Annotated in this window: 25 protein-coding genes; 5 read left to right on the forward strand and 20 right to left on the reverse strand. The window is 67.6% G+C overall.

Features of this window, described 5'->3' with window-relative positions; genetic code table 11:
* Positions 1-70: 70 nt before the first annotated feature.
* Positions 71-2,551 (reverse strand): hybrid sensor histidine kinase/response regulator, encoded by a 2,481-nt coding sequence (locus ACFFGH_RS17550; protein ID WP_386670616.1) that lies wholly within the window; start codon positions 2,549-2,551, stop codon positions 71-73.
* 401 nt (positions 2,552-2,952) lie between these two features.
* Here ACFFGH_RS17550 and ACFFGH_RS17555 point away from each other — a divergent pair, with 401 nt between their 5' ends.
* Entirely contained in the window at positions 2,953-3,930 is a 978-nt protein-coding gene (locus ACFFGH_RS17555) for an MBL fold metallo-hydrolase (RefSeq protein WP_386670617.1), read from the forward strand.
* Between the two features lie 183 nt (positions 3,931-4,113).
* On the opposite strand, the gene ACFFGH_RS17560 is transcribed toward ACFFGH_RS17555, so the two are convergent.
* The gene (locus tag ACFFGH_RS17560) at positions 4,114-4,380 is read right to left on the reverse strand and encodes a KGG domain-containing protein (protein ID WP_386670619.1); all 267 of its coding nucleotides are present in this window, start codon (positions 4,378-4,380) and stop codon (positions 4,114-4,116) included.
* A gap of 392 nt (positions 4,381-4,772) precedes the next feature.
* On the opposite strand from ACFFGH_RS17560, the gene ACFFGH_RS17565 reads away from it, so the two are divergent.
* Together ACFFGH_RS17565 and ACFFGH_RS17570 are read left to right on the forward strand one after the other, a co-directional pair.
* Positions 4,773-5,558 (forward strand): formate/nitrite transporter family protein, encoded by a 786-nt coding sequence (locus ACFFGH_RS17565; RefSeq protein WP_386670621.1) that lies wholly within the window; start codon positions 4,773-4,775, stop codon positions 5,556-5,558.
* A gap of 504 nt (positions 5,559-6,062) precedes the next feature.
* Positions 6,063-7,265, forward strand: a complete 1,203-nt coding sequence (locus ACFFGH_RS17570) for a S1 family peptidase (protein WP_386670623.1) — start codon at positions 6,063-6,065, stop codon at positions 7,263-7,265.
* Between the two features lie 73 nt (positions 7,266-7,338).
* On the opposite strand, the gene ACFFGH_RS17575 is transcribed toward ACFFGH_RS17570, so the two are convergent.
* The 10 genes from ACFFGH_RS17575 to ACFFGH_RS17620 form a co-directional block, all read right to left on the reverse strand.
* Positions 7,339-7,806 carry a DUF2784 domain-containing protein gene (locus ACFFGH_RS17575; protein ID WP_386670624.1) on the reverse strand — a complete coding sequence of 156 codons (468 nt, stop codon included), beginning with the start codon at positions 7,804-7,806 and terminating at the stop codon, positions 7,339-7,341.
* Positions 7,807-7,835: 29 nt separating this feature from the next.
* Positions 7,836-8,096 (reverse strand): hypothetical protein, encoded by a 261-nt coding sequence (locus ACFFGH_RS17580; protein ID WP_386670626.1) that lies wholly within the window; start codon positions 8,094-8,096, stop codon positions 7,836-7,838.
* A gap of 103 nt (positions 8,097-8,199) precedes the next feature.
* Positions 8,200-8,661 (reverse strand): PAS domain-containing protein, encoded by a 462-nt coding sequence (locus ACFFGH_RS17585; protein ID WP_386670628.1) that lies wholly within the window; start codon positions 8,659-8,661, stop codon positions 8,200-8,202.
* A 212-nt stretch (positions 8,662-8,873) separates the two neighbouring features.
* Complete coding sequence (locus ACFFGH_RS17590) at positions 8,874-10,448, reverse strand: right-handed parallel beta-helix repeat-containing protein (protein ID WP_386670630.1); 1,575 nt, start codon at positions 10,446-10,448, stop codon at positions 8,874-8,876.
* Between the two features lie 488 nt (positions 10,449-10,936).
* Complete coding sequence (locus tag ACFFGH_RS17595; RefSeq protein WP_386670632.1) at positions 10,937-11,824, reverse strand: ATP-grasp domain-containing protein; 888 nt, start codon at positions 11,822-11,824, stop codon at positions 10,937-10,939.
* 270 nt (positions 11,825-12,094) lie between these two features.
* Positions 12,095-12,238: a hypothetical protein gene (locus ACFFGH_RS17600; RefSeq protein WP_386670633.1), complete on the reverse strand. Its 144-nt coding sequence runs from the start codon at positions 12,236-12,238 to the stop codon at positions 12,095-12,097.
* A 173-nt stretch (positions 12,239-12,411) separates the two neighbouring features.
* A complete protein-coding gene (locus ACFFGH_RS17605; protein ID WP_386670635.1) occupies positions 12,412-12,804 on the reverse strand; it encodes a hypothetical protein in 393 nt (130 codons plus the stop codon).
* Between the two features lie 35 nt (positions 12,805-12,839).
* Positions 12,840-13,619, reverse strand: coding sequence for a LytR/AlgR family response regulator transcription factor (locus ACFFGH_RS17610; protein ID WP_386670636.1), 780 nt, complete (start codon positions 13,617-13,619; stop codon positions 12,840-12,842).
* On the reverse strand, positions 13,612-14,865 hold the full coding sequence (locus ACFFGH_RS17615; protein ID WP_386670638.1) for a sensor histidine kinase: 1,254 nt from the start codon (positions 14,863-14,865) through the stop codon (positions 13,612-13,614). Before ACFFGH_RS17615 ends, ACFFGH_RS17610 begins: the two co-directional genes overlap by 8 nt.
* Before the next feature lie 215 nt (positions 14,866-15,080).
* Complete coding sequence (locus tag ACFFGH_RS17620; RefSeq protein ID WP_386670640.1) at positions 15,081-15,368, reverse strand: isocitrate lyase/phosphoenolpyruvate mutase family protein; 288 nt, start codon at positions 15,366-15,368, stop codon at positions 15,081-15,083.
* 166 nt (positions 15,369-15,534) lie between these two features.
* On the opposite strand from ACFFGH_RS17620, the gene ACFFGH_RS17625 reads away from it, so the two are divergent.
* Positions 15,535-15,915 (forward strand): hypothetical protein, encoded by a 381-nt coding sequence (locus ACFFGH_RS17625; RefSeq protein WP_386670642.1) that lies wholly within the window; start codon positions 15,535-15,537, stop codon positions 15,913-15,915.
* Between the two features lie 94 nt (positions 15,916-16,009).
* Here the strand turns inward: ACFFGH_RS17625 and ACFFGH_RS17630 are convergent, their stop codons facing one another.
* The 3 genes from ACFFGH_RS17630 to ACFFGH_RS17640 are packed head-to-tail and all read right to left on the reverse strand — an operon-like array spanning position 16,010 to position 17,267.
* Complete coding sequence (locus ACFFGH_RS17630; protein WP_386670646.1) at positions 16,010-16,264, reverse strand: hypothetical protein; 255 nt, start codon at positions 16,262-16,264, stop codon at positions 16,010-16,012.
* Complete coding sequence (locus ACFFGH_RS17635) at positions 16,261-16,608, reverse strand: YkgJ family cysteine cluster protein (RefSeq protein WP_386670648.1); 348 nt, start codon at positions 16,606-16,608, stop codon at positions 16,261-16,263. Before ACFFGH_RS17635 ends, ACFFGH_RS17630 begins: the two co-directional genes overlap by 4 nt.
* Positions 16,605-17,267: a class I SAM-dependent methyltransferase gene (locus ACFFGH_RS17640; protein ID WP_386670650.1), complete on the reverse strand. Its 663-nt coding sequence runs from the start codon at positions 17,265-17,267 to the stop codon at positions 16,605-16,607. The genes ACFFGH_RS17635 and ACFFGH_RS17640 overlap by 4 nt, the downstream gene beginning before the upstream one ends.
* Before the next feature lie 264 nt (positions 17,268-17,531).
* On the opposite strand from ACFFGH_RS17640, the gene ACFFGH_RS17645 reads away from it, so the two are divergent.
* Positions 17,532-18,062, forward strand: coding sequence for a DUF2058 domain-containing protein (locus ACFFGH_RS17645; protein WP_386670652.1), 531 nt, complete (start codon positions 17,532-17,534; stop codon positions 18,060-18,062).
* A gap of 220 nt (positions 18,063-18,282) precedes the next feature.
* On the opposite strand, the gene ACFFGH_RS17650 is transcribed toward ACFFGH_RS17645, so the two are convergent.
* From ACFFGH_RS17650 to ACFFGH_RS17670, 5 genes are all read right to left on the reverse strand, one after another.
* Positions 18,283-19,656: a S8 family peptidase gene (locus ACFFGH_RS17650; protein ID WP_386670654.1), complete on the reverse strand. Its 1,374-nt coding sequence runs from the start codon at positions 19,654-19,656 to the stop codon at positions 18,283-18,285.
* A 409-nt stretch (positions 19,657-20,065) separates the two neighbouring features.
* Positions 20,066-20,482, reverse strand: coding sequence for a response regulator (locus ACFFGH_RS17655; RefSeq protein ID WP_386670656.1), 417 nt, complete (start codon positions 20,480-20,482; stop codon positions 20,066-20,068).
* Positions 20,483-20,616: 134 nt separating this feature from the next.
* Entirely contained in the window at positions 20,617-20,913 is a 297-nt protein-coding gene (locus ACFFGH_RS17660) for a hypothetical protein (RefSeq protein ID WP_386670658.1), read from the reverse strand.
* 139 nt (positions 20,914-21,052) lie between these two features.
* Positions 21,053-21,457 carry a GFA family protein gene (locus tag ACFFGH_RS17665; protein ID WP_446686155.1) on the reverse strand — a complete coding sequence of 135 codons (405 nt, stop codon included), beginning with the start codon at positions 21,455-21,457 and terminating at the stop codon, positions 21,053-21,055.
* A gap of 6 nt (positions 21,458-21,463) precedes the next feature.
* Positions 21,464-21,742 (reverse strand): hypothetical protein, encoded by a 279-nt coding sequence (locus ACFFGH_RS17670; protein ID WP_386670661.1) that lies wholly within the window; start codon positions 21,740-21,742, stop codon positions 21,464-21,466.
* Positions 21,743-21,823 lie beyond the last annotated feature (81 nt).

Here is a 21,823-nt window from a genome sequence, read left to right on the forward strand (position 1 = left end):
CACGGGCGCGATTGCATCGAACATCGGCGAGCCGGTCCACGCAGCCGCACAGCGGCGCCGGCAAACGGCCTCAGGCCGCCTTCCCTGCGCTCGCGGGTGCCTCGACGGCCGCGACAATGGCCATGATCGCGGCAATATCGGCCGGCTTCGTCAGGTGGTGGTCGAAGCCGGCTTCGGCCGATCGCCGCCGGTCGTCCTGCGTGCCCCAGCCGGTCAGCGCGACGATCACCGTCCCGTCCACTGCTGGCAGCTGCCGCAGTAGATGCGCAACGGCATAGCCGTCGGTGTCTGGCAGCCCGATGTCGAGGAACACGAGTTCGGGAGCGAACGCGGCGGCCACCTCAAGCGCCTGCCTGCCGGTGTGCGCGATTCGCACGCGGTGGCCGGTTATGCCCAACAACGTCGACAGCGAGGACGCCGCATCGACGTTGTCGTCGACCACCAGGATCCGCAGCCCTTGCCCCTCGGCGATGTTCGGGCCGCTCGCGGGCTCGGCCGCCGCCGGCTGCGGCTGCCCGACGGCAACCACCGCAGGCAGGCGAATGGTGAACACGCTTCCCTGGCCTAGTCCCGCGCTGGCTGCGAAGACCTGGCCGCCATGCATTTCGACGAGGCGACGGACCAGGGTCAGGCCGATGCCGAGTCCGCCCTGCGAATGCCCGCTGTCGCCCTTGACCTGGGTGAACATGTCGAACACCGCCGAAAGCGCGTCGGGGGCCAGTCCAACGCCGGTATCGCGGACTGACAGCACGGCGTCGTTGCCCTCGACCGTCGCCGACAGCGTGATCCGCCCACCTGTCGGGGTGTATTTCGCCGCGTTGTTGAGCAGGTTGCTGAGCACTTGGGCGATTCGGGTCGCATCGACGTCCAGCCACACGTCGGTTGCCGGCAGCTCCACGCCCAGCGCGTGATTGGCCGCCTCGATCAAAGGCAGGCTCGTGTCGACCGCCGTGGTGACGACAGTGCGCAGCCTGACGCGCTCGGTCCTGAGCTCGAGCTTGTCACTGGTGATGCGGGCGACATCGAGCAGGTCGTCGATCAGGTGCGCCATGTGCGACACCTGCCGGGCCATCATGTCGCGCACATGGCCGATCGTGGATGGGTCCTCGCCGGCAAGCTGGAGGATTTCGAGCCCGTTGCGGATCGGTGCCAACGGATTACGCAGCTCATGCGCCAGCGTTGCCAGGAACTCCATCTTGCGCCGATCAGCCGCGGTCAGCTCGGTGGCAAGCTGGCGCAGCCCCTGTTCGGCCGCAACGCGCTCCTCGGTCTCGCGGTGGCGGTCGAGCACGAGCGTGGCTGTGCTCAGCAGCAGGCTGAACGCTTCGCGCTCCTCGGCATCGGGCTCCCAGCGGTGGCCCTTGTAGGCGGCAAGCGTGCCGAGCACGTGGCCCTTGGACGACAGGATCGGCTGCGACCAGCACGAGCGCAGGCCGTGGGCCAGCGCCAGATCGCGGTAATTCTCCCATCGATGGTCGGTTGCGATATCGGCTGCGACCACGGGAGTGCCCAGAAATGCGGCCGTTCCGCACGATCCCACCGCGGGGCCGATCTCGACCCCGTCGATTGCTTCGATGTACGCCGGGTCCAACGACGGGCCTGCACCGTGATGCAGGTGGCGGCCATCGGCGGAGATCAGCAGCACGGACCCCTTGATCGCATTGCCTGTGCCGTCCTCGGCGGCCCGGGTCAGCACATCGAGAATCGCGTGCAGCGGCGCACCGGCAACGGCCATTTCGAGTGCGCGCTTCTGCCCATCCGCCAGCGCTTGGCTGCGCTTGCGCGCCGTGACGTCCTGGATGGTTCCGATCAGCCGCGTCGGAATGCCGCCCTCGCTTCGATAGATGCTGCCAAGCGCGCTGATCCAGTGGGTGCTGGCATCCGGCCACACCACGCGGCACTCGAAGGACCAGGCACGCTGCTCGGCCAGCGCATTCGATAGCAGGGCTTCGATGCGTTCGCGGTCCTCAGGATGCACATGCTGGAGGAAGCGCTCGTAGGTCCATTCCGGAACCGGATCCGTATAGCCATAGCAGCGATCGTGCAGCGGGGAAGTGCGCGCGGCCCCGGTTACAAGGTCAAGATCCCACTCGCCAACCTGTGCCGCCTCCATCATGAAGCGAAGCCGGGACGCGATCTCGCCCTGCTCCTCCTTGGAGACCTGCAGGTCGGTGATGTCGCGCGACACCACGAGGATGGCCTCGACTGGGCCGTGGCCATCAGCCACAGGCGTTACCGTCACGTCCCACCATTTGGGAGCGCCGTTGGCCGTGGGGCAGGCCGCATTGAACCGCGCCAACTGTCCGTGCCGGGCCGTCTCCAGCGCCTGGGTAATCAACGACCGGCTCTCGTCAGGCCAGAGCGAGTGCCAGGGCTTGCCTTCAATCGCCGAGAAGTCGGCAATCTCCATCACACACTGGCCGTTCCGGTTGAAGCCCAGCAGATTGCCTTCGGTATCCAGCAGCTTGACGCAGTCCGGACTGCTCTCGAACAGCAGGCTGTCGAGTACGGACCTGCGCGCGGGCTGGGGGTTCGAACCGTTGATCGTCACGTCCCGCTCTCGATACATACAGCGAAAGCCAGTGTGCCGGGTACGCAGGTACGCAGTCACGCCTCGCTCACACTAAACAGGCACATGGACACAAATAGGCATAAGGGCAGAAGCTACTGGTGAAAGTACCGAAACCAATGGCGATATTCGGGTTGCAGAACATTCGGCGCGCGGCGCTACGGTGATTGCTGCTTACTCGCAGCGTACCGCGCAATGGCCACCTGCGGCGGTGTGTGCCCTGCCGATACGTGGCCCCGTAGTCAGCCTATGCATTGATAACCGCACAGCGGGCAACACGAACAGGCCAAGAAGCAAAGCGGCGGACAAGTCCGATACGTCGATTTCATCGGCATTTTGCGCAGCTCGCGCCAGCATCGAGATGTCGGTTACCGGAGCACGCGATGCGCATCCACCACCTCAACTGCATTTCCACCTGTCCGCTCGGCGGTCGCCTGATGGACGGGCGCAGTCGCAGCATCCTCGAGCGTGGTCATCTGAGCTGCCATTGCCTGCTGATCGAAACCGACAACGAGCTGGTGCTCGTCGACACGGGCCTGGGCCTGCGTGACGTGGCCGATCCGCAGGGCCGGCTGAGCCGGTTCTTCCTCACGCTGGTGCGGCCGGAGTTCCGCGAGGAAATGACTGCACGCCGGCAGATCGAGCGGCTCGGCTTTTCGGCCGAGGACGTGCGCCACATCATCCTGACCCATCTGGATTTCGACCATGCCGGCGGGCTCGACGATTTTCCGCACGCGAAGGTGCACATGCTGGCGGAGGAGCGCGAGTATGCGCAGCTGCAGAAGACCTGGCTCGACCGTCAGCGCTTCCGTCCTCAGCAGTGGTCGACACATGGCAACTGGTTGAGCTACCGCACCGGCCTGGGCGAGAAATGGATGGGCTTTGCGAACGTGCGTGACCTCATGGACCTGCCGCCGGAGATCCTGCTCGTGCCGCTGCCGGGCCATACGTTCGGGCACACCGGCGTGGCGATCGCGCAGGGCGATCGCTGGCTGCTGCTTGCGGGTGATGCGTATTTCTACCGTGGCGAGATGGACCTCAAATCGCCGTGCTGCACGCCGGGCCTGCGCTTTTATCAGTGGATGATGGAGAAGGACCGCGCCGCGCGGTTCGAGAACCAGGAGCGGCTGCGCGAACTCAAGCGCAGGCATGGCAGCCGGGTCGAGCTGTTCTGTTCGCACGACGTGGAAGAGTTCGAGCGGCTTGCGCAGCGTTCGGCGCGGCTGCCTGCCGAGGCATTGGTTGCGCGCCGCGAAGCGCGGGCGACGCAGGGCACGGCGCGCGCTACGGGACGCGATCCGTACTCGCATGGCGAGGTTCCGATGTCGCAGGACGCGCCTGATCGGTCGCGTCATCACTGAGCGCGGCACAGGTCTTCGCAGCGCGCTCAGCCGCACAGTCTGCGCGCTTCATCCGGACTGGATGACGGCCGCACGGAGGCTGCAGCTGCAACCTGTCTCGGCGATGGCAGGCGCAATGAAAAGCCCCGCGGTCAGCGGGGCTCGATTCACTACCGGTGGCCGTGCGGCCATTCGTGCGGGGGCTTAGCGGTTGTTGCCGCCGCCGCCGTGACTCGCCTCACCGCCCTTGCGGCCGATTTCCGACATGTGCTGACGGTCCTGGCTCACCGATTCGCCGCCCTTGCGGCCGGCCTCGCGGGCCTCGTTCGAGTTGAACTCATGCGCGTTGCCGCTCTGATGCGCGGCGCGTCCACCCTTCGAGGCGATCTCGCGCTGCTTCTGCTCGTCCATCGCGGCGAAGCCACGGTTGCTGCTATTTCCGCGGTTGCCGCCTTGGTTGTTGCTGGCCATTGTCGTTCTCCTTCGCTTGCTGTGATTGATCGGCGCTCTACTTCAGGCAGGCGCCTGGATCGATGCGACAGTCGCTTTTTCTGGCTACGGCGGCTCGCATCAGTGGTCCGTCAGTGCGCCGGATCTTGTCGCGGCTCCTCGGAGTGCTCGAGCCCGGCTGCAGGCTGCGTGGGACGGTTTCGACTCTAGAAAGCGCGGGATTAGCGCGGAGAGAACTCCGCGTGTATGGGCTGCTTATGTTGGTCGACGTTCACCCGGTTTCGCGCCGGCTCTCGTCATGCGGACGGCGGCATCGGCGTGGCTCGAGACGGTTGCCTGCATCACGCCCGTGCCGGTCGCGTTCGGACACGATAGGCGTGACACGCTGCCTGTACCGTCGACGGAGAAACCGAATGAGCGCTGCGCCCGACCCCGCAAAGATCTTCTGCAATGCGGCCGAAGAAGGTCGGCGCCGGCTCGGCCAGTCGTTGCTCGAGCTGGCGGCGACGGGTTTCATCGCCGGCTTCACGATCGTGCTCGGCATCGTGGCGTTCGGCATCGCCCGTGCGGTACTCGAGCCCGTCATCGGTGAGGCCGCAAAGCTGGGCTCGGCGATGGCCTTCGCGGTCGGGCTGGTGCTGCTGATCGTGCAGCGCGCCGAGCTGTTCAGTGAGAACTTCTTCGACCCGATCGCAGCCGTCTTCGAAGATCAGCGCGGGGGATTGGCAGGGCCGGTCGCGCGGCTGTGGAGCCTGACGCTCATATTCAACCTGCTCGGCGGCACGCTGCTCGCGCTGCTGGTCACGGTCGAGCATGTGCTTCCGTCCGGTGCGACCGACGCGCTCGCGAAAGTCGCGGAGGAACTCGTGGCGCGCCCCATCCGCGCATCGTTCGTTTCAGCCGTGATCGGCGGGGCGCTGGTCGCGTTGCTGTCGTACGCGCTGCAGGGCGCGCACAGCGTGACCGCGCGCATCGTGATGGCGTTCTTCGCCGGCTTCCTGCTGGCCGTGGGCCCGTTCGACCACGTGATCGTGACCGCGCTGCACGTCTTCATCGGCCTGCTGGTCGATGCGCGCGTGACGCCTGTGCAGCTCGCCGAGCTTGCCGGCATCGCCACGCTCGGCAACCTCGTGGGTGGCGTCGGCCTCGTGGCATTCAGCCATGCGGCGCAGGCCAAGGGTTCGAACCGGGCCGGGTAAACGCAGCAGGGCATTGCGAACCCGACGGGCGGCCCGATTTGCGCGCCGACGACGGGGGCGGGTCCGGCCTTCGGGGCCGGCAGGCCCGTCCGGCGCGGCGCCGCACGGCGGGTGACTGCGGTCCGGCCGCGGCGGAAGAGGGCCTCGGTGCACATCTACACGCGATTTCCACGCGATTTGTGCATCCCGCAGTCGCCGTCCAACCTCGGCCGCGCAGGGCTGATGTGCACCGCAACAATTTGCCCAGCACAAACGGTCGTTCACAGACCGGGACGCCTGTTCAGCATTTTTGAAACCGCCTGTAAACAGGCAAAGCGGGCTCGTCCATGACATTTTTGTGACAGAAGTCACCATTTCACGTGGATCTTTTCTGTTGACTCCGGCGGCCCGACGACTCCCCCCGGCCAACACGCCGCCGTCGGGTGATCTGCGCAGTTCGATGTCCCCATTTTGCGGGCCGGACGGCTCGCATATCCCTCTGCTCACGAAAAGGAGTTTTGCAGCATGTCCGTATCGCAATCGCTCGCCTTTGCCCCGCTGAAGCGCGCCGCCCTCGCCAGCATCGTCACCACCGCCGTTGCGTTTGCATCGATCGGTGCCGCCGCAGCCGCCCCCGGTGATGACTTCGATCCGCAGCTCAAGTTCGCCATGCAGCGCGACCTGGGTATCTTCCCGCACCAGATCGCCCAGTACCTGCAGACCGAGCGCACCGCGCAGGCGCAGGAAGCGCAGGCCGCCCGCCAGCTTGGTCATCGTTTCGCGGGCAGCTGGATCGAGCGCAAGGCCGATGGTTCGTTCCAGTTCGTGGTCGCCACGACCGGTGCCGGCGCCGCTGTCCCGGGCGCCGAGATGCGCCGCGTGCGCCACAGCCTGGCCGCATTGGAAGCGGCGAAGTCGCGCCTGGACAGCGTGCAGAAGCGCGCACTGGACTGGAAGATGCTGCGCGGCGTGCAGTCGTGGCACGTGGATCCGGTGACGAACAGCGTCGTGGTCAACATCGAGCCGGATGCGACTGCCGATGCGGTTGATTTCGTCGCCGTTAGCGGCGCCGATCCGTCGACCGTGCGCTTCAACACCGTGCCCGGCAAGGTGCAGCCGCTTGCGAACATCGTCGGTGGCTACGAGTACATCGTGAACAACTCGTCGTACTGCTCCGTCGGCTTCTCGGTGACCCGGGGCACGCAGAAGGGCTTCGTGACCGCAGGCCATTGCGGCAACGTCGGCGCGAGCGTGAACGTTGAAGGGCAGTACGTGGGCTCGTTCCAGGCCTCGCGCTTCCCGACCAATGACCGCGCGTGGGTCAGCGTCGGCAGCACGCACCGCCTGTACGGCCTGGTCTACAACTACAGCAGCCGTACCTACCCGCGCGTTGCAGGTAGCACCGAAGCGGGCATTGGCGCGTCGCTGTGCCGCTCCGGCCGCACCACGGGCTGGAAGTGCGGTTCGATCACGGCGAAGAACGTCACGGTCAACTACTCGGTCGGCGCTGTTTACGGTCTGACCCAGACCAACGTCTGCACCGGCCGCGGCGATTCGGGCGGCTCGTGGATCACCGGCTCGGGCCAGGCCCAGGGCGTGACCTCGGGCGGCAACCTGCCGGCTGGCAGCAACGACAACTGCTCGCTGTCGTCGTCGCAGCGCCAGACGTACTTCGAGCGTCTGAACCCGATCCTCAGTGCCTATGGTCTGACGCTGGTTCGCGGCTGATCCGTGGCAGGTTGATGCATGGAAAACGCCCCGCAATGCGGGGCGTTTTTCTTTGTGTGAAGCGAGCGCCCATCTATTTCGGGGTGCGTGCGTACTCGCGCCAGTTGCGCGGCGGCACCTTGATCCAGCCCAGCAGCACGAGGATGGCGAACGCGCTGTAGGCGGCCACGAAGGCCCACCACGGCGCTTCGAAAAAGATCAGCCGGGACAGCCAGTGCTCGATGAAGGACTCGGCGTAGACCGCCTGTCCGGCGTGTCGACGCAGGGCCTGTTCCCACACCGTCAGTGGGCACAGCGCGCCGAGCCAGGCCTGCGTTGCGATGAAGCCCATCAGCAGCAGGTGCGCAAGCCGCCATCGCAGATCGCGTACCCACTGCCAGCCGCGTGCGCCGCCGATCGCGATCAGCACCGCGCCGAGCACGACAAAGATGACGATGCCCACGTGCAGCACGAGCACCGCATCGGCCAGCGTGGCCGCGTATGCGGGAGGCACGGTGGCGAGCATCGGCGTCGAAGTCGCGCTGGGCTCAACGATGGCCACGCGGCGGCCTGCGCCGCGCGGCGTGTGCGTCAATCGCCGCGGGCGATGCCGAGGTAATCGGTGTCCTCGTTGCCCTTGCGGGTTTCGAGCGAGTCGTCGTACCCATCGGTGACGCCGTTGGCCTGGCGGTCACGCTGGTGATCGTCCAGCGATTCGCCGCGGGCTTCGGCGTCGATCTTGTGCAGGCGGTCGTCGGTGGACTGCGTGGTGTCGGGGCCGGTCATCGATCCGCGGCGGGCGCTGGCCGTACCGCTGTTGGAGGTCAGGGGCGACTGGTTCTGGTTGCTCATGGCGTACTCCGGTTGCGACGCCGCCGGAAGCGCGGCGCACCCCTACCGTCGCACGTGCGCCGTTAGCCCTTCGCGAGCATCGTGTCGCGGCAGTGCTGGTTTTTCAGCCAGTCGGGTGCTGGCCGTCCTGCATGCGCGCGGTCACGTCCTTCTGGATGCCGACATAGCGCCACACGCGGCCGTCGGGGCCACGCATCGGCGCAAGGCTGAGCTCGTTCCAGAACATCGAGCCGTCCTTGCGATAGTTGCGCAGCGTGACCAGGCAGTCGCGGCCGGCATGGATCGCATCGCGGATGATCTGCACTTCAGGCTGGTCGCGGTCGTCGAGCTGCAAGAAACGGCAGTCCCGACCGAGGATCTCGGCCTGGTTGTAACCGGTCAGGCGCTCGAACCCGGGATTGGCGAACGTGATCGGGTGTTCGCGCACGCCGGGCGCGACGGTGGCGATGACGATGCCGTCGCGTGCGGACATCACCGCATCACGGAACAGGTCGCCGGTAGCGCCTCCGGTGAGCGAGGAGAGCATGCGGCCGATCTGGTCCGTGCTGGGCGACGATGGGTGCATGCCGCGATGGTAGCCCGCGGTTGCGGCTCGATCGCAGGCGGGGTAGCGGGGTCGGCGCGGCGACGGAACAGAAGTGTGACGATGTTCTGCGCAGGCCCCGGCGCTGCGGGTCGGGCCGCAAAAAAGAACGGGACCCGGCCGACGTCGTGGCGACGTCAGGCGGGTCCCGCTGGTTCGGTCAAGGCCGGGCCTGGGCCCGGCGATGGCCGGTGTTACTGCATTTCGTACGCGCCGATGTCGCTCTTCAGACCCGACGGGCGCGGCTGCAGCAGGAAGTCACGCGGCACGGCGTCCAGCTTCAGCACCTTGTCGCGCACCGGGCTGCCGCTGAGCGGCGTGGCATCGAACGAGCTCAACGTCATGTTCTTGAGCATCGGGCTCTTGCCGCAGGTGCTGCCGCTCGGGCAGAAGCCGTTGCGGACCTTCCACATCAGGTTGCCGCCCCAGCTTACGCCGACGCTCTTGTTGGCCGTGTAGAACGCCGAGGTCTGGCCGCCGCCGTCCCAGCGCGGGAAGCCGACCAGCACGTTGTTCTGCATCCGGATGCGCGTCGCGCTATCACCCTCGTGCGCGCTGACCAGCACGCCGCCCTGGCCGGTGATCGTGTTGTGGCGTACGGTCACATCGTCACTCGGCGTCAGCACGAACTGCAGCGTGTTGCCACTGGCGCGGCAGTTGTCACCCGACAGCATGTAGTGCTTGCCCGTCCAGTACGTGCAGTTGCCGACCAGCACCGAGTTCTCGATCAGGGCATTGCCGCGGACCTTGACCTGGTTGCCGGCATTGCCGACCGCATGCACGCGTCGGATGGTGACCGTGGTGTCTTCCTTGCCGTCCATGTAGCGCAGGTCGAGGCCATCGGAGGTGTTGTGGTGGATGAAGCTGTCTTCGATCAGCCACTTGCCGCCGGTGTAGTACGTGCCCAGACCGTCGCCGTAGCCGCCGCGCGACTGTGCCCAGCAGGCCCAGATCGCGCCGGTCTGCCAGCGCTCGCCGCAGCCGTTCCAGGCGATTTCGACATCGCGCAGGACGATCGTGCCGCTGTTGTTGCTGATCGAATCACCGACGTTCGCATCCCAGCCGGCCTTGCCGTTCTTGTTGATGCGTACGCGTTCGAGGGTCCAGTTGCTCAGGCCGCCGGCATTGATGCCCATGTGGGCCATGCCGTGGATGTTGAGGTCATGCAGGTAGACGTTGCTGGACGCGCGCGCATAGATGCCTACGCGACCCCATTGGCCGTACGGCGCGGAGCTGGTCTTGCAGCGAGCGGACGAGACCGAGTGGTCGTAGACGCAGTCGCTTCGGTCGGTGATCTCGAGGTTGCCGATCTCGACGTTCGAGCTGCCCTCGAGGTTGATCATGCGGGTGGCGCGTTCGGTGGCCCACAGCTTCGGCGTGGTGCCGCTCTTGCCGAGGATGCGGGTCTTCGAGGTCGAGCTGGGGCCGTTCGGGATCTTCGTCATGAAGCAGCTGGCGGCATTGCAGTTGACGGCGCCTGGGGCGCCCTGACCCATCATGTAGCTGCCACCGCCGATGATCAGCGTATCGCCGCCGGCGATGCGGGCCGGGCCCTTCGGGGGCAGGGCGTAGAAGGGGTGTTTCCAGGCGCAGGACCTGCCTGTGCCGCTGCCGGGGTAAGCGGCATCGCTGCGGCCGTTGCACTGTGTCGCAGTACCACCATCGGTGCGCACGTAGTAGGTCGTGGCCGCCTGGGCAACGCCCGATGCGACGAGGCCCAGCGGGACCAGCAGGAGGGAAAGGAGCGACGTGCGATGCAGGATGGGCATCCGGAGGAATCTCCATGAATTTGAGGCGGGAAAAGTGCCTGGGGTTACCAGGCCGGGCGCATCCTAGGCGCACTCGGTCGTATTCCTGAGCTCGCTTGAGGCCCAATACGCGGTTGTGGGCGTCTTCACGCCAAAAACACGCGCTACGTCACAAAACGCCGTCCCGCTGATGACCCCAAACCACTCCAAAGGTGCCGATTGTCCGGAATACGTGACGAATCGATCACGCTGCGGATGTTATTTGCGACGTAAATTGGTCTTCACATGACTTTTCACGTCACTTTGAGCCGGACTTTGGCTAGGCACGCGCGCTGGTCCGAGGCCTGCTTTTAGGCCTGCCCATAGCGGCTCGCAGGGCCGGGCTGGCGGACCTGCCGGGCACGCCTCATCCGCCGGGTCCGGCAGGCGGGATGCGAGGCGGAAGTGCGATGGCGGCGCCGCCCGCACGCACGGTGCAGCGACGCCAGTGGCGGGCATGCGCCCGCCGATCAGGCCGACTGCAGCGGCTTCAGTCGTTCGAGCACGGCGTCGGCGAAGCCGGCGCCGGCGCGCGGGTCGGCGCCGAGGTAGAAGTCCGGCTCGATCAGCTCGGCCTCCATCAGTCGCCAGACGCCGTCGGCGTCCGGCACCGCGTCGATGCGTGCGTACAGCAACGGCTCGTCGATCGCGTCCAGCGCCTGCCGGGCGAGCGCGAGCGCGCCAGCCGGGGCCTGGTCAAGCAGGGTGTAGACCCCGCCGTACTGCACCTGGATCCGGAACTCGCCCGATACCGGGCGCTTATTGACCACATGGCTGAGCCGGCCGCCGAAGAACAGCATCGAGGTCTCGCCCTCGGTCTCGATTGTCGGCAGGTAGGGCTGGATCATCGCGGCGCCCACCGGCGCGTCGTCGAGCGTTTCGCCGCGCCGCAGCCGCAGCGTCTTCCAGGCGCCGCCGGACACGGTCGGCTTGACGATCAGTTGCGCCGCGCCGGTGGACTCGAATGCCTCGTCGACCTGCGCCGGCGTCACCCGTTCGGTCCACAGCGTCGAGGGGATCGCGACGCCGCGCGCGGCCAGCCGTTCGAGGTAGCGCTTGTCGGAATTCCAGCCCAGCACGGAGGCGGGATTGGCCAGCGGCAGCCCGGCCGCGTCCCAGGTCCGGCACGCCTGCAGCCATCGGGCATGGTCGGTGTGGTAGCCCCAGGCGAGCAGCGGCAGGATCAGGGGATACCGCTCCAGCCCCGCGCCGCTCTCGACGTGCGCGGTCCACGGCGTCGGCGACGCGGTGATGCCGGCCTGGGCCAGTGCGCCGCGCAGGCGCTCGAGCACGACCGGCCACAGCTCGGCGAACGAGCTGTCGGCGGGGTCGGGGGTAAGGACGGCGATCTCGGTCATCGGGGCTCCGGAAGCAGGCGCGGAGGCCGATTTTATCGATGCCGCCATCCGGCGCCTTGACCGGGTGCGGCCGGCAGCATGCGCCGCGCGACTCGAGGCCGGCTCGTGGCAAGCGGTGTCATCGGGGGGGGGGCACGAGCCGCACGTGCCGGGCTCATCCGAACTCGGCACGTAGTGGTGCACTTATATGACGGGCGCACTTATGTGCAGTGCGCTAGCCGCTCGACTGGGACAAGCACGCGTGGTGCGGTCGCAGTCGGACCGGTTGGATCAGGCGACGAAACGGCTGATCGCAACGATACCCAGCGCGAGGCACAGCGACGAAGCGGCCAGCATCGCGAAGAACACTTCCCGCGCCGTGCGCTCGTTCGTGGCAGCCAGTGCGCGCGTGGAGGAGCGGTTTGCGTACGTCATCGGTGGTCCGGCACTCAGTTGCGAAGTGCGGCTAGGTTGACCGGACTCATGTGTGCGCCGCGTTTACGGCCGCTTGCACACGGCGTTGACACGACTTGCGGTCGAGCTTGCTCGATGTCGATGCGGCGATTGAACAGCCCTTTGGTCGGTTCGGTAGCGCGTCGGGCGCGTTCTTACAGTAAGGCCGCGGTCCCCAGCGTCGCGCATTCAGAGCCCGGCGCAGCCGCGGTCGAGCCGATGCACAGCCTGAAACGCTGAAGGCCGGCAATGTGCAGCTGCTCGCCGTCGCCGAGTACGAATCGGCGGGTGTTCGTCGCACTGCATGCGGCCGGGCCCGCGACCGCCGTGCCGCCCTCGTCCGCGCAGCGCTGGGTCCGCACCAAGTAATGGCACTGTCCGGTCGCGCTTTGAAGGCACTCGAACCGCGCCACACCGACCTGCACGGTGATCCGCGTATGCAATGCATCCGCGCCATCCACGCGGCTGCGGTGCACGAACGTGCTGCCGCCGGCATCGAAGCCGAACAGCGACAGCGTGAAGTAGAGCAGCGCCATGATCTTGTCCATAAGTCACCTTGTCCGGGGCGGCAGCGCGAGCGCCGTTACATGTGGCGGAACAGCGCCATGAATGGGGCGCTGACGGTCAGCGTCTCCGGCCTCGACCGCAGCCGCACCGTGCCGCGGCCGCTGTCGTCGCGCACGATGCCGGCGATCGCCTTGAGGTTGACGATCGTCGAGCGGTGGATCTGCTTGAACGTCGCCGGATCCAGCCGCATCAGCAGCTCGCGGATCGGCGTGCGCAGCAGCGCTTCGCCGTCGGCAGTAACCACCGTCGTGTATTTGTTGTCGGCGCGGAAATACGCGACCTCGTCGACGAGAATCAGCCGCGTCTCGCGGCCGGCGCTCGCGGTCAGCCAGGTCAGCGGCTCGACCGTGCCGGCCTCGCGCGGCCGTGTTGGCCCCAAGCGCTCGAGCAGCGCGGCGAGCGCGGCCGCGTCCTGGTTCGTGCTGCGCGACTGCAGCCGCTGCACGGTCGCGGCGAGGCGCTCGGGCTTGACCGGCTTGAGCAGGTAGTCGATCGCGCCGCGCTCGAACGCATCCATCGCGTACTGGTCGTAGGCGGTGACGAATACGATCTGCGTGGCCGGGCTCGCCTCGACGGCGGCAGCCGCGACTTCCAGCCCGCTCAGACCCGGCATGCGGATATCGAGGAAGGCGACGTCGGGACGGAATTCGGACAGCGCTTCCAGCGCGCTCGCGCCGTCCTCGCATTCGGCCACGATCTGCAGACCCGGCCATGCATGGCGCAGCTGCACGAGCAGCGCGTCGCGCAGCAGCGCCTCGTCCTCGGCGATCAGGCAGGTGACGGGCGACTCAGCCACGGCGGCGCTCCTGTTCGAACTGCGCGGGCACGGTGATCGTTGCGGCCACGCCGGTCGGGAAGTTCGCGACCACCGCGAGTGCCGCGCGGTTGTCGTAGACCAGGCGCAGGCGTTCGCGCACATTCTTCAGGCCGATGCCGGTGCCGCTGCTCTTGGTGCTGAATCCGTCGCCGTCGTCGGCCACGGTGACCGCAACTTCGCCATCGCTCTGGCGTGCGCGGATCCACACCGTGCCGCCGCCGGTACGGGGTTCGAGGCCGTGCTTGATCGCGTTCTCGACCAGCGTCTGCAGCATCATCGGCGGCAACGGCGTGCCGCGCAGCGCGTCCGGTACATCGATCTGCACTGCGAGGCGCGGGCCCATGCGGATTCGCAGGATTTCCAGATAGGCAAGCGCGCGTTCGAGCTCGGCACCGAGCGTCGACAGCTCGTCCTCCGTGCGCGGCAGCGAATGGCGCAGGTACTGGATCAGGTGGCCCAGCATCTCGTCGGCGCGCACCGGATCACTGCGCGTCAGCAGCTGCGCACTGGCGAGCGTGTTGTACAGAAAGTGCGGCTCGACCTGTGCATGCAGCAGGCTCAGCTTGGCGACCGTGAGCTCCTTCTCGGTTGCGGTCTGCACGGCGGCGGCCTGCTCGCCGCGGCGGCGCTCGGCGACGCGGCGCGAGATCGCACGCGTGATTGCTTCGGCGTTCTCGTAATTGGTGCCGTCGTCGACGAGGAACCAATCGCTCCAGGCCGCGCTTTCGGGTTCGCAGATCAGCGTGACACTGCCGCTGTCATGCGTCGGCGTGACCGTCGCGAGGATCTGGTTGCGCATCGTGCCGAACCAGCGCAGCGGGTTCCAGCGGCCGAGCAGGTCGTCACCGTAATTGCTCGGGCGCCCGAGTTTCGCGCGCACCTGCAGGCTGTCGCGCGCGCTTTCGACGTGCTCGATGCGCGGCAGTTCGCGGATCGCCGCATCGAGCAGGTCGAATGCCTCGCCGGCTTCGAACGGGATCTCGATCTGGCGCCGCTGGCGGTTGCCGAGCGTGCCCTTGTCGATGCGGCCGGCAATCAGGCGCACGCGATCTAGGTGCGAGACCGCGCCGGCGACTACGAGCGCCATCGTGATCATGCCGGCGATGACGACCGGCCACTCGAGCCGGCCGAGCAGCGGCAGCTCGTCCCACAGCGACGCGAACAACAGGATCGCCAGCATCCAGGCGACCGCCAGACGAAGGATGAAGAACGCGCTCTTGATCACGGGCGCACCGCAGCAGTGGAAGTGCGGCGGAGCATAACGAGCGATGCGGTGCCCGATGCGGCCGCTGCGACGGAGCGCTGCGAGCGCCGACGAACTGCGCCGAGGCGGGAGTGAAATCTGGCGGCTGCGGTGGGTCGCGCATCCCATTGCGGAGCGGCGCCCGCCTGCCGCGCAGCCGCCGTGCGTGGCCGTGCTGCATCACGGCCGCCCGCGCTTCAGCCCGCTGTGCCACCGTTGCTGTCGAACAGCGCGTTCGCATCGGCGTATGGCATGCAGTGCTCGCCGTCGAGCGAGCCGTCTTCGAGAAACCGTGCCGCCAACGCCGCGACGCGCCCGAGCGCCGCTTCGGCGAGACAGGTGCCGGTGCTCAGCCGGCGCACGCCGAGCGTTTCGAGTTCGCGCGTCGTCGGCAGGCCCGGCATCGCCATCACGTTCAGCGGCAGCGTCGTGCCGCTGGCGACTGCCCCGATATCCGAATGCAGCTGCATGCCGCGCAGCGCCACGGCCGACGGGCCGTTTTCGAACTTCAACGATGGGCAGCCTGAGTGCCGGCGTTCGAGCGCGCAGGTTCGCGGCCACCAGTCGATGGCGCAGCGCCGCTCGCCGCGGAGTCTCGGTTCAGCTCACGCCTGCAAGCATCGACACACGGGTCGATGAGGAGAGGATCGTATGAAACACGGCAGGATCCTGGCGCTGCTGCTCGCACTGCCGCTGGCAGGCATTGGAAGCGCGATGGCCGATGACGGCCGGGAGCGTGAGTACGAGCAGTGGGCGCGCGAGGACGCGAAGCGGCACGAGGAATGGATGCGCGAATCAGCCAAGCGCGAGGCCGAATACCACCGCGAGCGCGCGAAAGCCGAGCGCGAGTACGCGAAGGAAGTCCGCAAGCGCAGCGAGGAATACTGGCGCGAACGCGACAAGGCCGAAGCCGAGGCGTACCGCGACTGGCTCAAGGACCGTGCGCATCGGGGCCGCGAGTACCGGCAGGCCCATGAGCTGGCCGAGCATGTCGGCCGCGTCACTATCCATCCATCGCGCCGCGACGACTGACGCGGCGCAAGCGCCGAACGGCACGCGTGGCGTGCCGTTCCGATGTCGCCATCCGGGTGGCGCCATTCACGGCGCGCCACCGGTTGCAGTGCTATCAGCCAGCGGCGCTGGCCGTGGGCTTTTTCTTCTTGGCCGGCGCGGGCGCCGCTGCCGGCACGGCTTCCGCCGCGACCGGAAGCACGTGCTTCAGCGTACGCGTGATGCCCAGTACTTCGACCTTGCCGCCCGAACGCTGGAATGCCGCCAGGTGGTCGGCGATCTGTTCGCTGGTCAGGTTGCGGGCATCGGGCTTGTTGCCGCGGAACACATTTGCGGAGCCCGTCTGGCGAAGGGGCGTCTTGGTACTCATCGGGAGTCCTCGTTGAGGGTGAGCGGAATAGAGCGGTCGTACAGGCCGGCGTATTCGCTGCGCACGTCGCGGCAATACGGTCCGCCCATTGCGAACTTGCGGCAGATCGACGGTCGGCTGCCGTAGATCGAACAACACATGCGGGCGCTGTCGACGGCCACGCACCAGCCGTCCTCGTCGCGTGCCATCACGTGCAGGCCGGCGTCGGTGTATTCGGTCAGGTGTTCGGGCACGTCGTCGCCGGGCAGCAGCACGACCGTCAGGCGGCAGCAGACCGCGTCGCAGGCCATGCAGTCGACCGCGTCGTGATCCTTCGGCGCGTCGTTGGCGAACTGCGCGCTCATGCGGCCAGTCGCCGGCAGTAGTGCAGGGTGCGGATGCGGTCGTCGCAGCCGGCATCGGCCGCGTGCGGGCCGGGCTCGAGCGAGAAACCCTGCGCGCCGAGCACCGAGGTCAGCCGCGCGCTGTTGCCGCGGCCGGGGTCGGTCAGCACGACTTCGGCGCCTGCGCCGGGCCGCGCATAACGCTCGACGACTTCGCCGATCAGCTGCGCATGCGCGCGCTCGTACAGCACGTCGCTGGCGATGATCACGTCGAAGTGGCCGAGCGTCGGCAGCGGCACGTCCCATCGCATCTGCCGGTATTCGACCGCCGGCAGGTCATTCAGTGCCGCGTTGTAGGCAAGGAACGGCTCGACCAGCGGGTGGACGTCGGATGCGACCACGTCCGCGCCGCGCTGCTGCAGCACGAGGCTGGCCAGGCCGATGCCGCAGCCGAGCTCCAGGATGCGCTTGCCCGCCATGTCGAAGCCCTGCATCGCTTCCGCGAGCCGCTGACCGGCGGGCCACACCTGCCCAAACAGGCTCCACTGCGCCGAAGAGATGCCCAGGTTCGCCGCATGGCCGTCGGGATCGTCGAACTGCTGCAGGTCGCTGAGCACGCGCAGGCGATAGCATTGGCCGCTGACGTCCAGCTGCAGGTTGCGGGTGGAATAGCCTGGCATTGAAGCTCCCGGGGGTGCCTGCCTGGCGGCGGCACGGGGAAAAGGGAGCGAAGCGAGCGGCTGGGCGGCCGTACGGAGCGCGCGAGTGAGACGGCAAACCCGGGCATCCTAGCCCACTGCGGTCGCCGGGCCGGCCGCGACTGGGCGCCGCCGGTCGGGTGACCCGCTCCCCGTTCAGGCTGGTCGCCATCTGGCGGGGCGCGCGACGCGCTGTGGCACGGCCGTGCTCGCCGCCTCATGGCCTGCCGGCATAGACTGCGAACCATGCGAAATCCCCTCCAGGACCAGTTACTCAAGGCCGGGCTGGTCAAGAAATCCCAGGTCGCCCAGGTCGCGCGCGAGCAGGCCAAGCAGCGCAAGGGCAAGGCGCCGGCCGCGCCGAACCCCGAGGCGGTCGACGCCGCGCGGCTGCAGGCCGAGCGCGCCGAACGCGACCGTGCGATTGCGGCCGAGCGTAATGCTCAGGCGCGCGCGCACGAGCTGCGCGCACAGATCCGCCAGATCGTCGAGACCAACCGCGTCCGGCGCACCGGCGAGATCGACTACCGCTTCACCGACGGCGCGGTGATCCGCACTGTGCAGGTCGACGCGGCATTGCGCAGCCAGCTGGCCAGCGGCGCGCTAGTGATCGTCCGCCACGACAGCGGCTACGAGCTGATCCCGCGTGCCGCGGCCGAGAAAGTACGCGAGCGCGATGCGGCGATGATCGTGGTCGACCATTCGACGTCCACCGTTTCCGATGCGGACGACGAGTACTACCGGCAGTTCAAGGTGCCGGATGACCTGATCTGGTAAGTGTGGCGGGTGGTAGCGCGGTACCTGCCAGCCATCAGGATCGGCGAGCGCACACCGTCGATCGCGGTTAGGCGGCATAAGTGGCGGACCGATCCGCTCGCGACACGTTCTGCTCGCCGCCGGCCGCGGATACGCGAAATCGTCAGATGAGGCGCCCGCGTTTCGACCAACAAAAAGCCCGGCATATGCCGGGCTTTTCGATGAGGCCTGTCGAGCGGACTCAGAACCCGCTGACGTTCAACCGTCCGTTGCTGACCACCTTGCCGTTGCACGATGCGGTCGGCACCGCGTTGCCGAGCAGGGCGGCCTTGACGTCGGCGGCAGTCGCGCCTGCACGCGAGGACTTGTACAGCGCCGCGGCGCCGGACACATGCGGCGTCGCCATCGACGTGCCGCTGTAGCTCGCGTAGCCGGAGATCACCTTGCCCTTCGAGCTCTTCGGCACGGTCGACATGATCGCCGAGCCTGGTGCACAGATATCGATCGTGCTTGCGCCGAAGCTCGAGAACGAGCTCATCGTGCCGTCCTTGACGATCGAGGCGACGCCGATGACGTTCGCGTTCGGGTACTCGGCCGGGAAGCAGGTCGAGCCGCTGTCGCAGTCGAAGCTGTCGTTGCCGGCCGCGGCGATAAACAGGATGTTCGCCGTGTTCGCACGCTCGATCGCATCCTGCAGTGCCTGCGAGAAGCCGCCGCCGCCCCAGGAGTTGCTGGTCGCGACCATGTTCAGGCCGTGGCGCGTCTTGAGGTCGGTCATGTAATCGACCGCCTTGACCGCGTTCGCGGTGGTACCGCCGTTGCGGCCGAGGAACTTCGCGTTGATCAGCTTGACCTGCCAGCACACGCCGGCAACGCCCTTGCCATTGCCGCCGACGCCGCCGATCGTACCGGCCACGTGGGTGCCGTGGTCGTCGCCGCTGCCGTCGAACACGGTGTTGTTGCCGCCGTCGAAGTCCCAGCCGTAGACGTCGTCGACATAGCCGTTGCCGTCGTTGTCGATGCCGTCGTTGGCGATTTCACCCGGGTTCTTGCCGGCGTTCGCGGCGAGGTCCTCGTGGGTGTACATGTAGCCTTCGTCGATGATGCCGACCCAGACGTCACCGCACGAGGTGCGGCCCGCGCCCCAGGCTTCGCCGGCCTGCGAGCCGAACTGGTTCGCCGGGCTGGTCGCATCGCCGTACATGCCCCACAGGGTGCCGTCGGTGTAGAAGCTGTCGTTCGAGGTGGCCGAATGCGTGTAGATCCAGTTCGGCTCGACATATTCGACCGCCGGATCCTTGCTCAGCGCCTGCACGGCCGCGGCAAGACCGGTGCCGGTGGGAATGCGCAGCAGCGCGATTTCGCCGCGCTTCGCCGAGCCCTTGCGGATCGTATCGACGCGCGTCGCACCGAGGCCTTGCCGTACCGCTGCCTGATCCGCCGCCGTGGCGCCGTCGCGGTACTTGACGATGACTTCGCTGGGCTGGTGCGGCCGGCCGGCCTTGAGCCCGGCAAGCACGAGATCAGGACGCCCGCCCGCGAATGCGGTCGAGCTCAAACCGAGCATGGCAATCACTGCGCCGGCCAGGGCGCCGGTACGAAACGTCAGCTTCATTCAATGATCCTCGGGCAGACACGTATCGGATATGACACGCCACGACGTTGTGGCACGTGCCTGCACGGGCCGAACTCACACCGCCTATACGGTTTCACCGTGCTGAACAGGCGAGATGCCCGTCGTTGCAGGATTGTTACGTCAACGTTGCCGGGCGCCGGTGGTGCGGACGCCGACGAACGGTCGCAATCAGCTGACGAGCGGCTGCTGCAAGGGTGGGAATCGTGCTTGGGGCAGGCGCGGCCAGCGCACCCGGAAAGGCGGCTTGCCGCGCATTGCGGCGAGCGGCATTGATGCGTAGAAAACGGGCACCCGCACCCCGTGTAGAGCAGTGAGCGCGACGCTTCACCTGCCCCAGGCGGGCTGGACCTGGGCCCAGCGCCCGAGCGTCGCGGGGAACAGCGCAACTTCAGTTGCGCGACACGCCCGACCGGACGGCCGCTCTGGAGGTGGCGCCCGGGGTCAGGTGCGCGAGTGCATGGCGGAACGTCTGCGCATCGAACGGCTTGCGGCACAGCGGCGCATCGCGGAAGCGTTCGGGCAGGTCGGCCCGGTCGTTCGCGGTCGCGAACATGAACGGCACGTTGCGCGCCATCAGCGCATCGGCGACCGGGTAGATCGTCTCGCCGCCGAGGTTCACGTCCAGCACGGCCGCGTCGATCTCGGGCACCTGTTCGATCAGCGTCAGCGCATCGCCGACTGACCCGACCGGGCCGAGCACGTCGGCCCCCGCGTCGACCAGCATGTCGGCGACGCCAAGCGCGAGCACGTACTCATCCTCCACCAGCAGCAGGTGCAGGCCGTCCAGGTCGGGTTGGGTGTTCATCAAGTCCTCGAAGGCAATTGCACGGCGGGGGTACCCGACGCGGCCGCCATGCTGCACGTCCGGCTGTCGGGGTGGCGCAAAGGCGCAGGTCGGGATGCGGCCCGGCAGCAGGAGCCGCGGTACCGCCGAGCCGGTCAGCGGCCGTCGGGAGCGGACGCTTGCGCGACCGTGCCGGCCGCGTGCGTGCCCGCTGCCGGCGCCTCGCTGGCCTGCGGTTGCGCCTGCGGGCGCATGGAGCGCGTGAGCTCCGACATCGCTTCGCCGAACACGCTGCGCGGGCGCGCGGCGGTCGACGCCTGCATTGACGCCGCCGGTAGGGGCGCTGCAAGTGATGCGATCGGCGTCGCGCCACGCGGCGTGCTCTGCTGGGCGAATGCGACAGGTGCCGCGAGGGCCATGCCAAGCACGGCAAGCAACGACGGCATACGCATCGTGGACTCCTGCGGCAGCGCTAGCGCGATGCAGGCAGCCTAGTTCTGCCGCAGCGGGGCCTTGTGTGAAAGCCCAAGCGACCGCCCGAGTCCGCTATGGCAGCGCTCAGCAACGTCGATGCGGGGTGAGGCCCGGCGGTCAACCGCCGTCCTGCGTCAGGTGGGTCAGCGCCCTGGTAGCTGCTTCGCGATCACGGTCGTCGAATGCCGTGATGCGAAGCTCGACCGATGCGCCGTCGTCGAGGCAGCGTGCATTGACGCTGATGCCGTCGGGGTGGCTGCGCGGCACATAGAAGCTCTTGATTCCGCACTGGCCGCAGAAGCGGTGCGTCGCCACGCCGGTGTTGAAGCGGTAATCGACCAGCACGTCGTCGCCCTGGCGCAACCGGAAACGCGAGGCCGGCACGATCAGGTGCAGATAGCCGGTCATGCGGCAGATCGAGCAGTTGCAGTCGAGCACGTCGAGCACTGCCGGCCCATCGACCTCGAACCGCACCTGCCCGCAGTGGCAGCCGCCTCGATAGGCGCGAAGCGCCGCGTCCATCACGCCTCAGCCGATCGCCGCGATCGAGCTGACGGTCTGGTGCAGGTGGAACGTCAGTGCGCAGACGATCAGCATCGCCTTCGGATTGTCGCTGGCTTTGACGCCGGCTGCGTGCGCAAGTGCGCCGACCAGCAGCACCGGCAGGGCAGCGAGCGCGAGCTGTCCGGAGTGACCGGCGGCGAGCAGCAGCGTGCCCACGGCAAGGGTTCCGATCAGGCTGAACAGGATGGCGCTGATGCCGTCCTCGAGGCTGATCGGCTGCAGGCGGGAGCCCAGGAATTCCATCGGCGATGCGACCTTCGAACAGTGGGGACCGGGTGCGCGGGTCGGTCGTCGGCTTCGTTGTGCGAAGGCCGACACACACCG

The sequence above is a fragment of the Lysobacter korlensis genome (assembly GCF_042434515.1).

Coding starts and splice junctions, on each gene's coding strand:
- ACFFGH_RS17660 (WP_386670658.1), bottom strand. CDS start 20,913: ATGCGTATGCCGTCGTTGCTTGCCGTGCTTGGCATGGCCCTCGCGGCA.
- ACFFGH_RS17600 (WP_386670633.1), bottom strand. CDS start 12,238: ATGACGTACGCAAACCGCTCCTCCACGCGCGCACTGGCTGCCACGAAC.
- ACFFGH_RS17625 (WP_386670642.1), top strand. CDS start 15,535: ATGAAACACGGCAGGATCCTGGCGCTGCTGCTCGCACTGCCGCTGGCA.
- ACFFGH_RS17585 (WP_386670628.1), bottom strand. CDS start 8,661: ATGCACCCATCGTCGCCCAGCACGGACCAGATCGGCCGCATGCTCTCC.
- ACFFGH_RS17650 (WP_386670654.1), bottom strand. CDS start 19,656: ATGAAGCTGACGTTTCGTACCGGCGCCCTGGCCGGCGCAGTGATTGCC.
- ACFFGH_RS17630 (WP_386670646.1), bottom strand. CDS start 16,264: ATGAGTACCAAGACGCCCCTTCGCCAGACGGGCTCCGCAAATGTGTTC.
- ACFFGH_RS17645 (WP_386670652.1), top strand. CDS start 17,532: ATGCGAAATCCCCTCCAGGACCAGTTACTCAAGGCCGGGCTGGTCAAG.
- ACFFGH_RS17565 (WP_386670621.1), top strand. CDS start 4,773: ATGAGCGCTGCGCCCGACCCCGCAAAGATCTTCTGCAATGCGGCCGAA.
- ACFFGH_RS17640 (WP_386670650.1), bottom strand. CDS start 17,267: ATGCCAGGCTATTCCACCCGCAACCTGCAGCTGGACGTCAGCGGCCAA.
- ACFFGH_RS17635 (WP_386670648.1), bottom strand. CDS start 16,608: ATGAGCGCGCAGTTCGCCAACGACGCGCCGAAGGATCACGACGCGGTC.
- ACFFGH_RS17570 (WP_386670623.1), top strand. CDS start 6,063: ATGTCCGTATCGCAATCGCTCGCCTTTGCCCCGCTGAAGCGCGCCGCC.
- ACFFGH_RS17555 (WP_386670617.1), top strand. CDS start 2,953: ATGCGCATCCACCACCTCAACTGCATTTCCACCTGTCCGCTCGGCGGT.
- ACFFGH_RS17670 (WP_386670661.1), bottom strand. CDS start 21,742: ATGGAATTCCTGGGCTCCCGCCTGCAGCCGATCAGCCTCGAGGACGGC.
- ACFFGH_RS17665 (WP_446686155.1), bottom strand. CDS start 21,457: ATGGACGCGGCGCTTCGCGCCTATCGAGGCGGCTGCCACTGCGGGCAG.
- ACFFGH_RS17595 (WP_386670632.1), bottom strand. CDS start 11,824: ATGACCGAGATCGCCGTCCTTACCCCCGACCCCGCCGACAGCTCGTTC.
- ACFFGH_RS17580 (WP_386670626.1), bottom strand. CDS start 8,096: ATGAGCAACCAGAACCAGTCGCCCCTGACCTCCAACAGCGGTACGGCC.
- ACFFGH_RS17560 (WP_386670619.1), bottom strand. CDS start 4,380: ATGGCCAGCAACAACCAAGGCGGCAACCGCGGAAATAGCAGCAACCGT.
- ACFFGH_RS17590 (WP_386670630.1), bottom strand. CDS start 10,448: ATGCCCATCCTGCATCGCACGTCGCTCCTTTCCCTCCTGCTGGTCCCG.
- ACFFGH_RS17605 (WP_386670635.1), bottom strand. CDS start 12,804: ATGGACAAGATCATGGCGCTGCTCTACTTCACGCTGTCGCTGTTCGGC.
- ACFFGH_RS17655 (WP_386670656.1), bottom strand. CDS start 20,482: ATGAACACCCAACCCGACCTGGACGGCCTGCACCTGCTGCTGGTGGAG.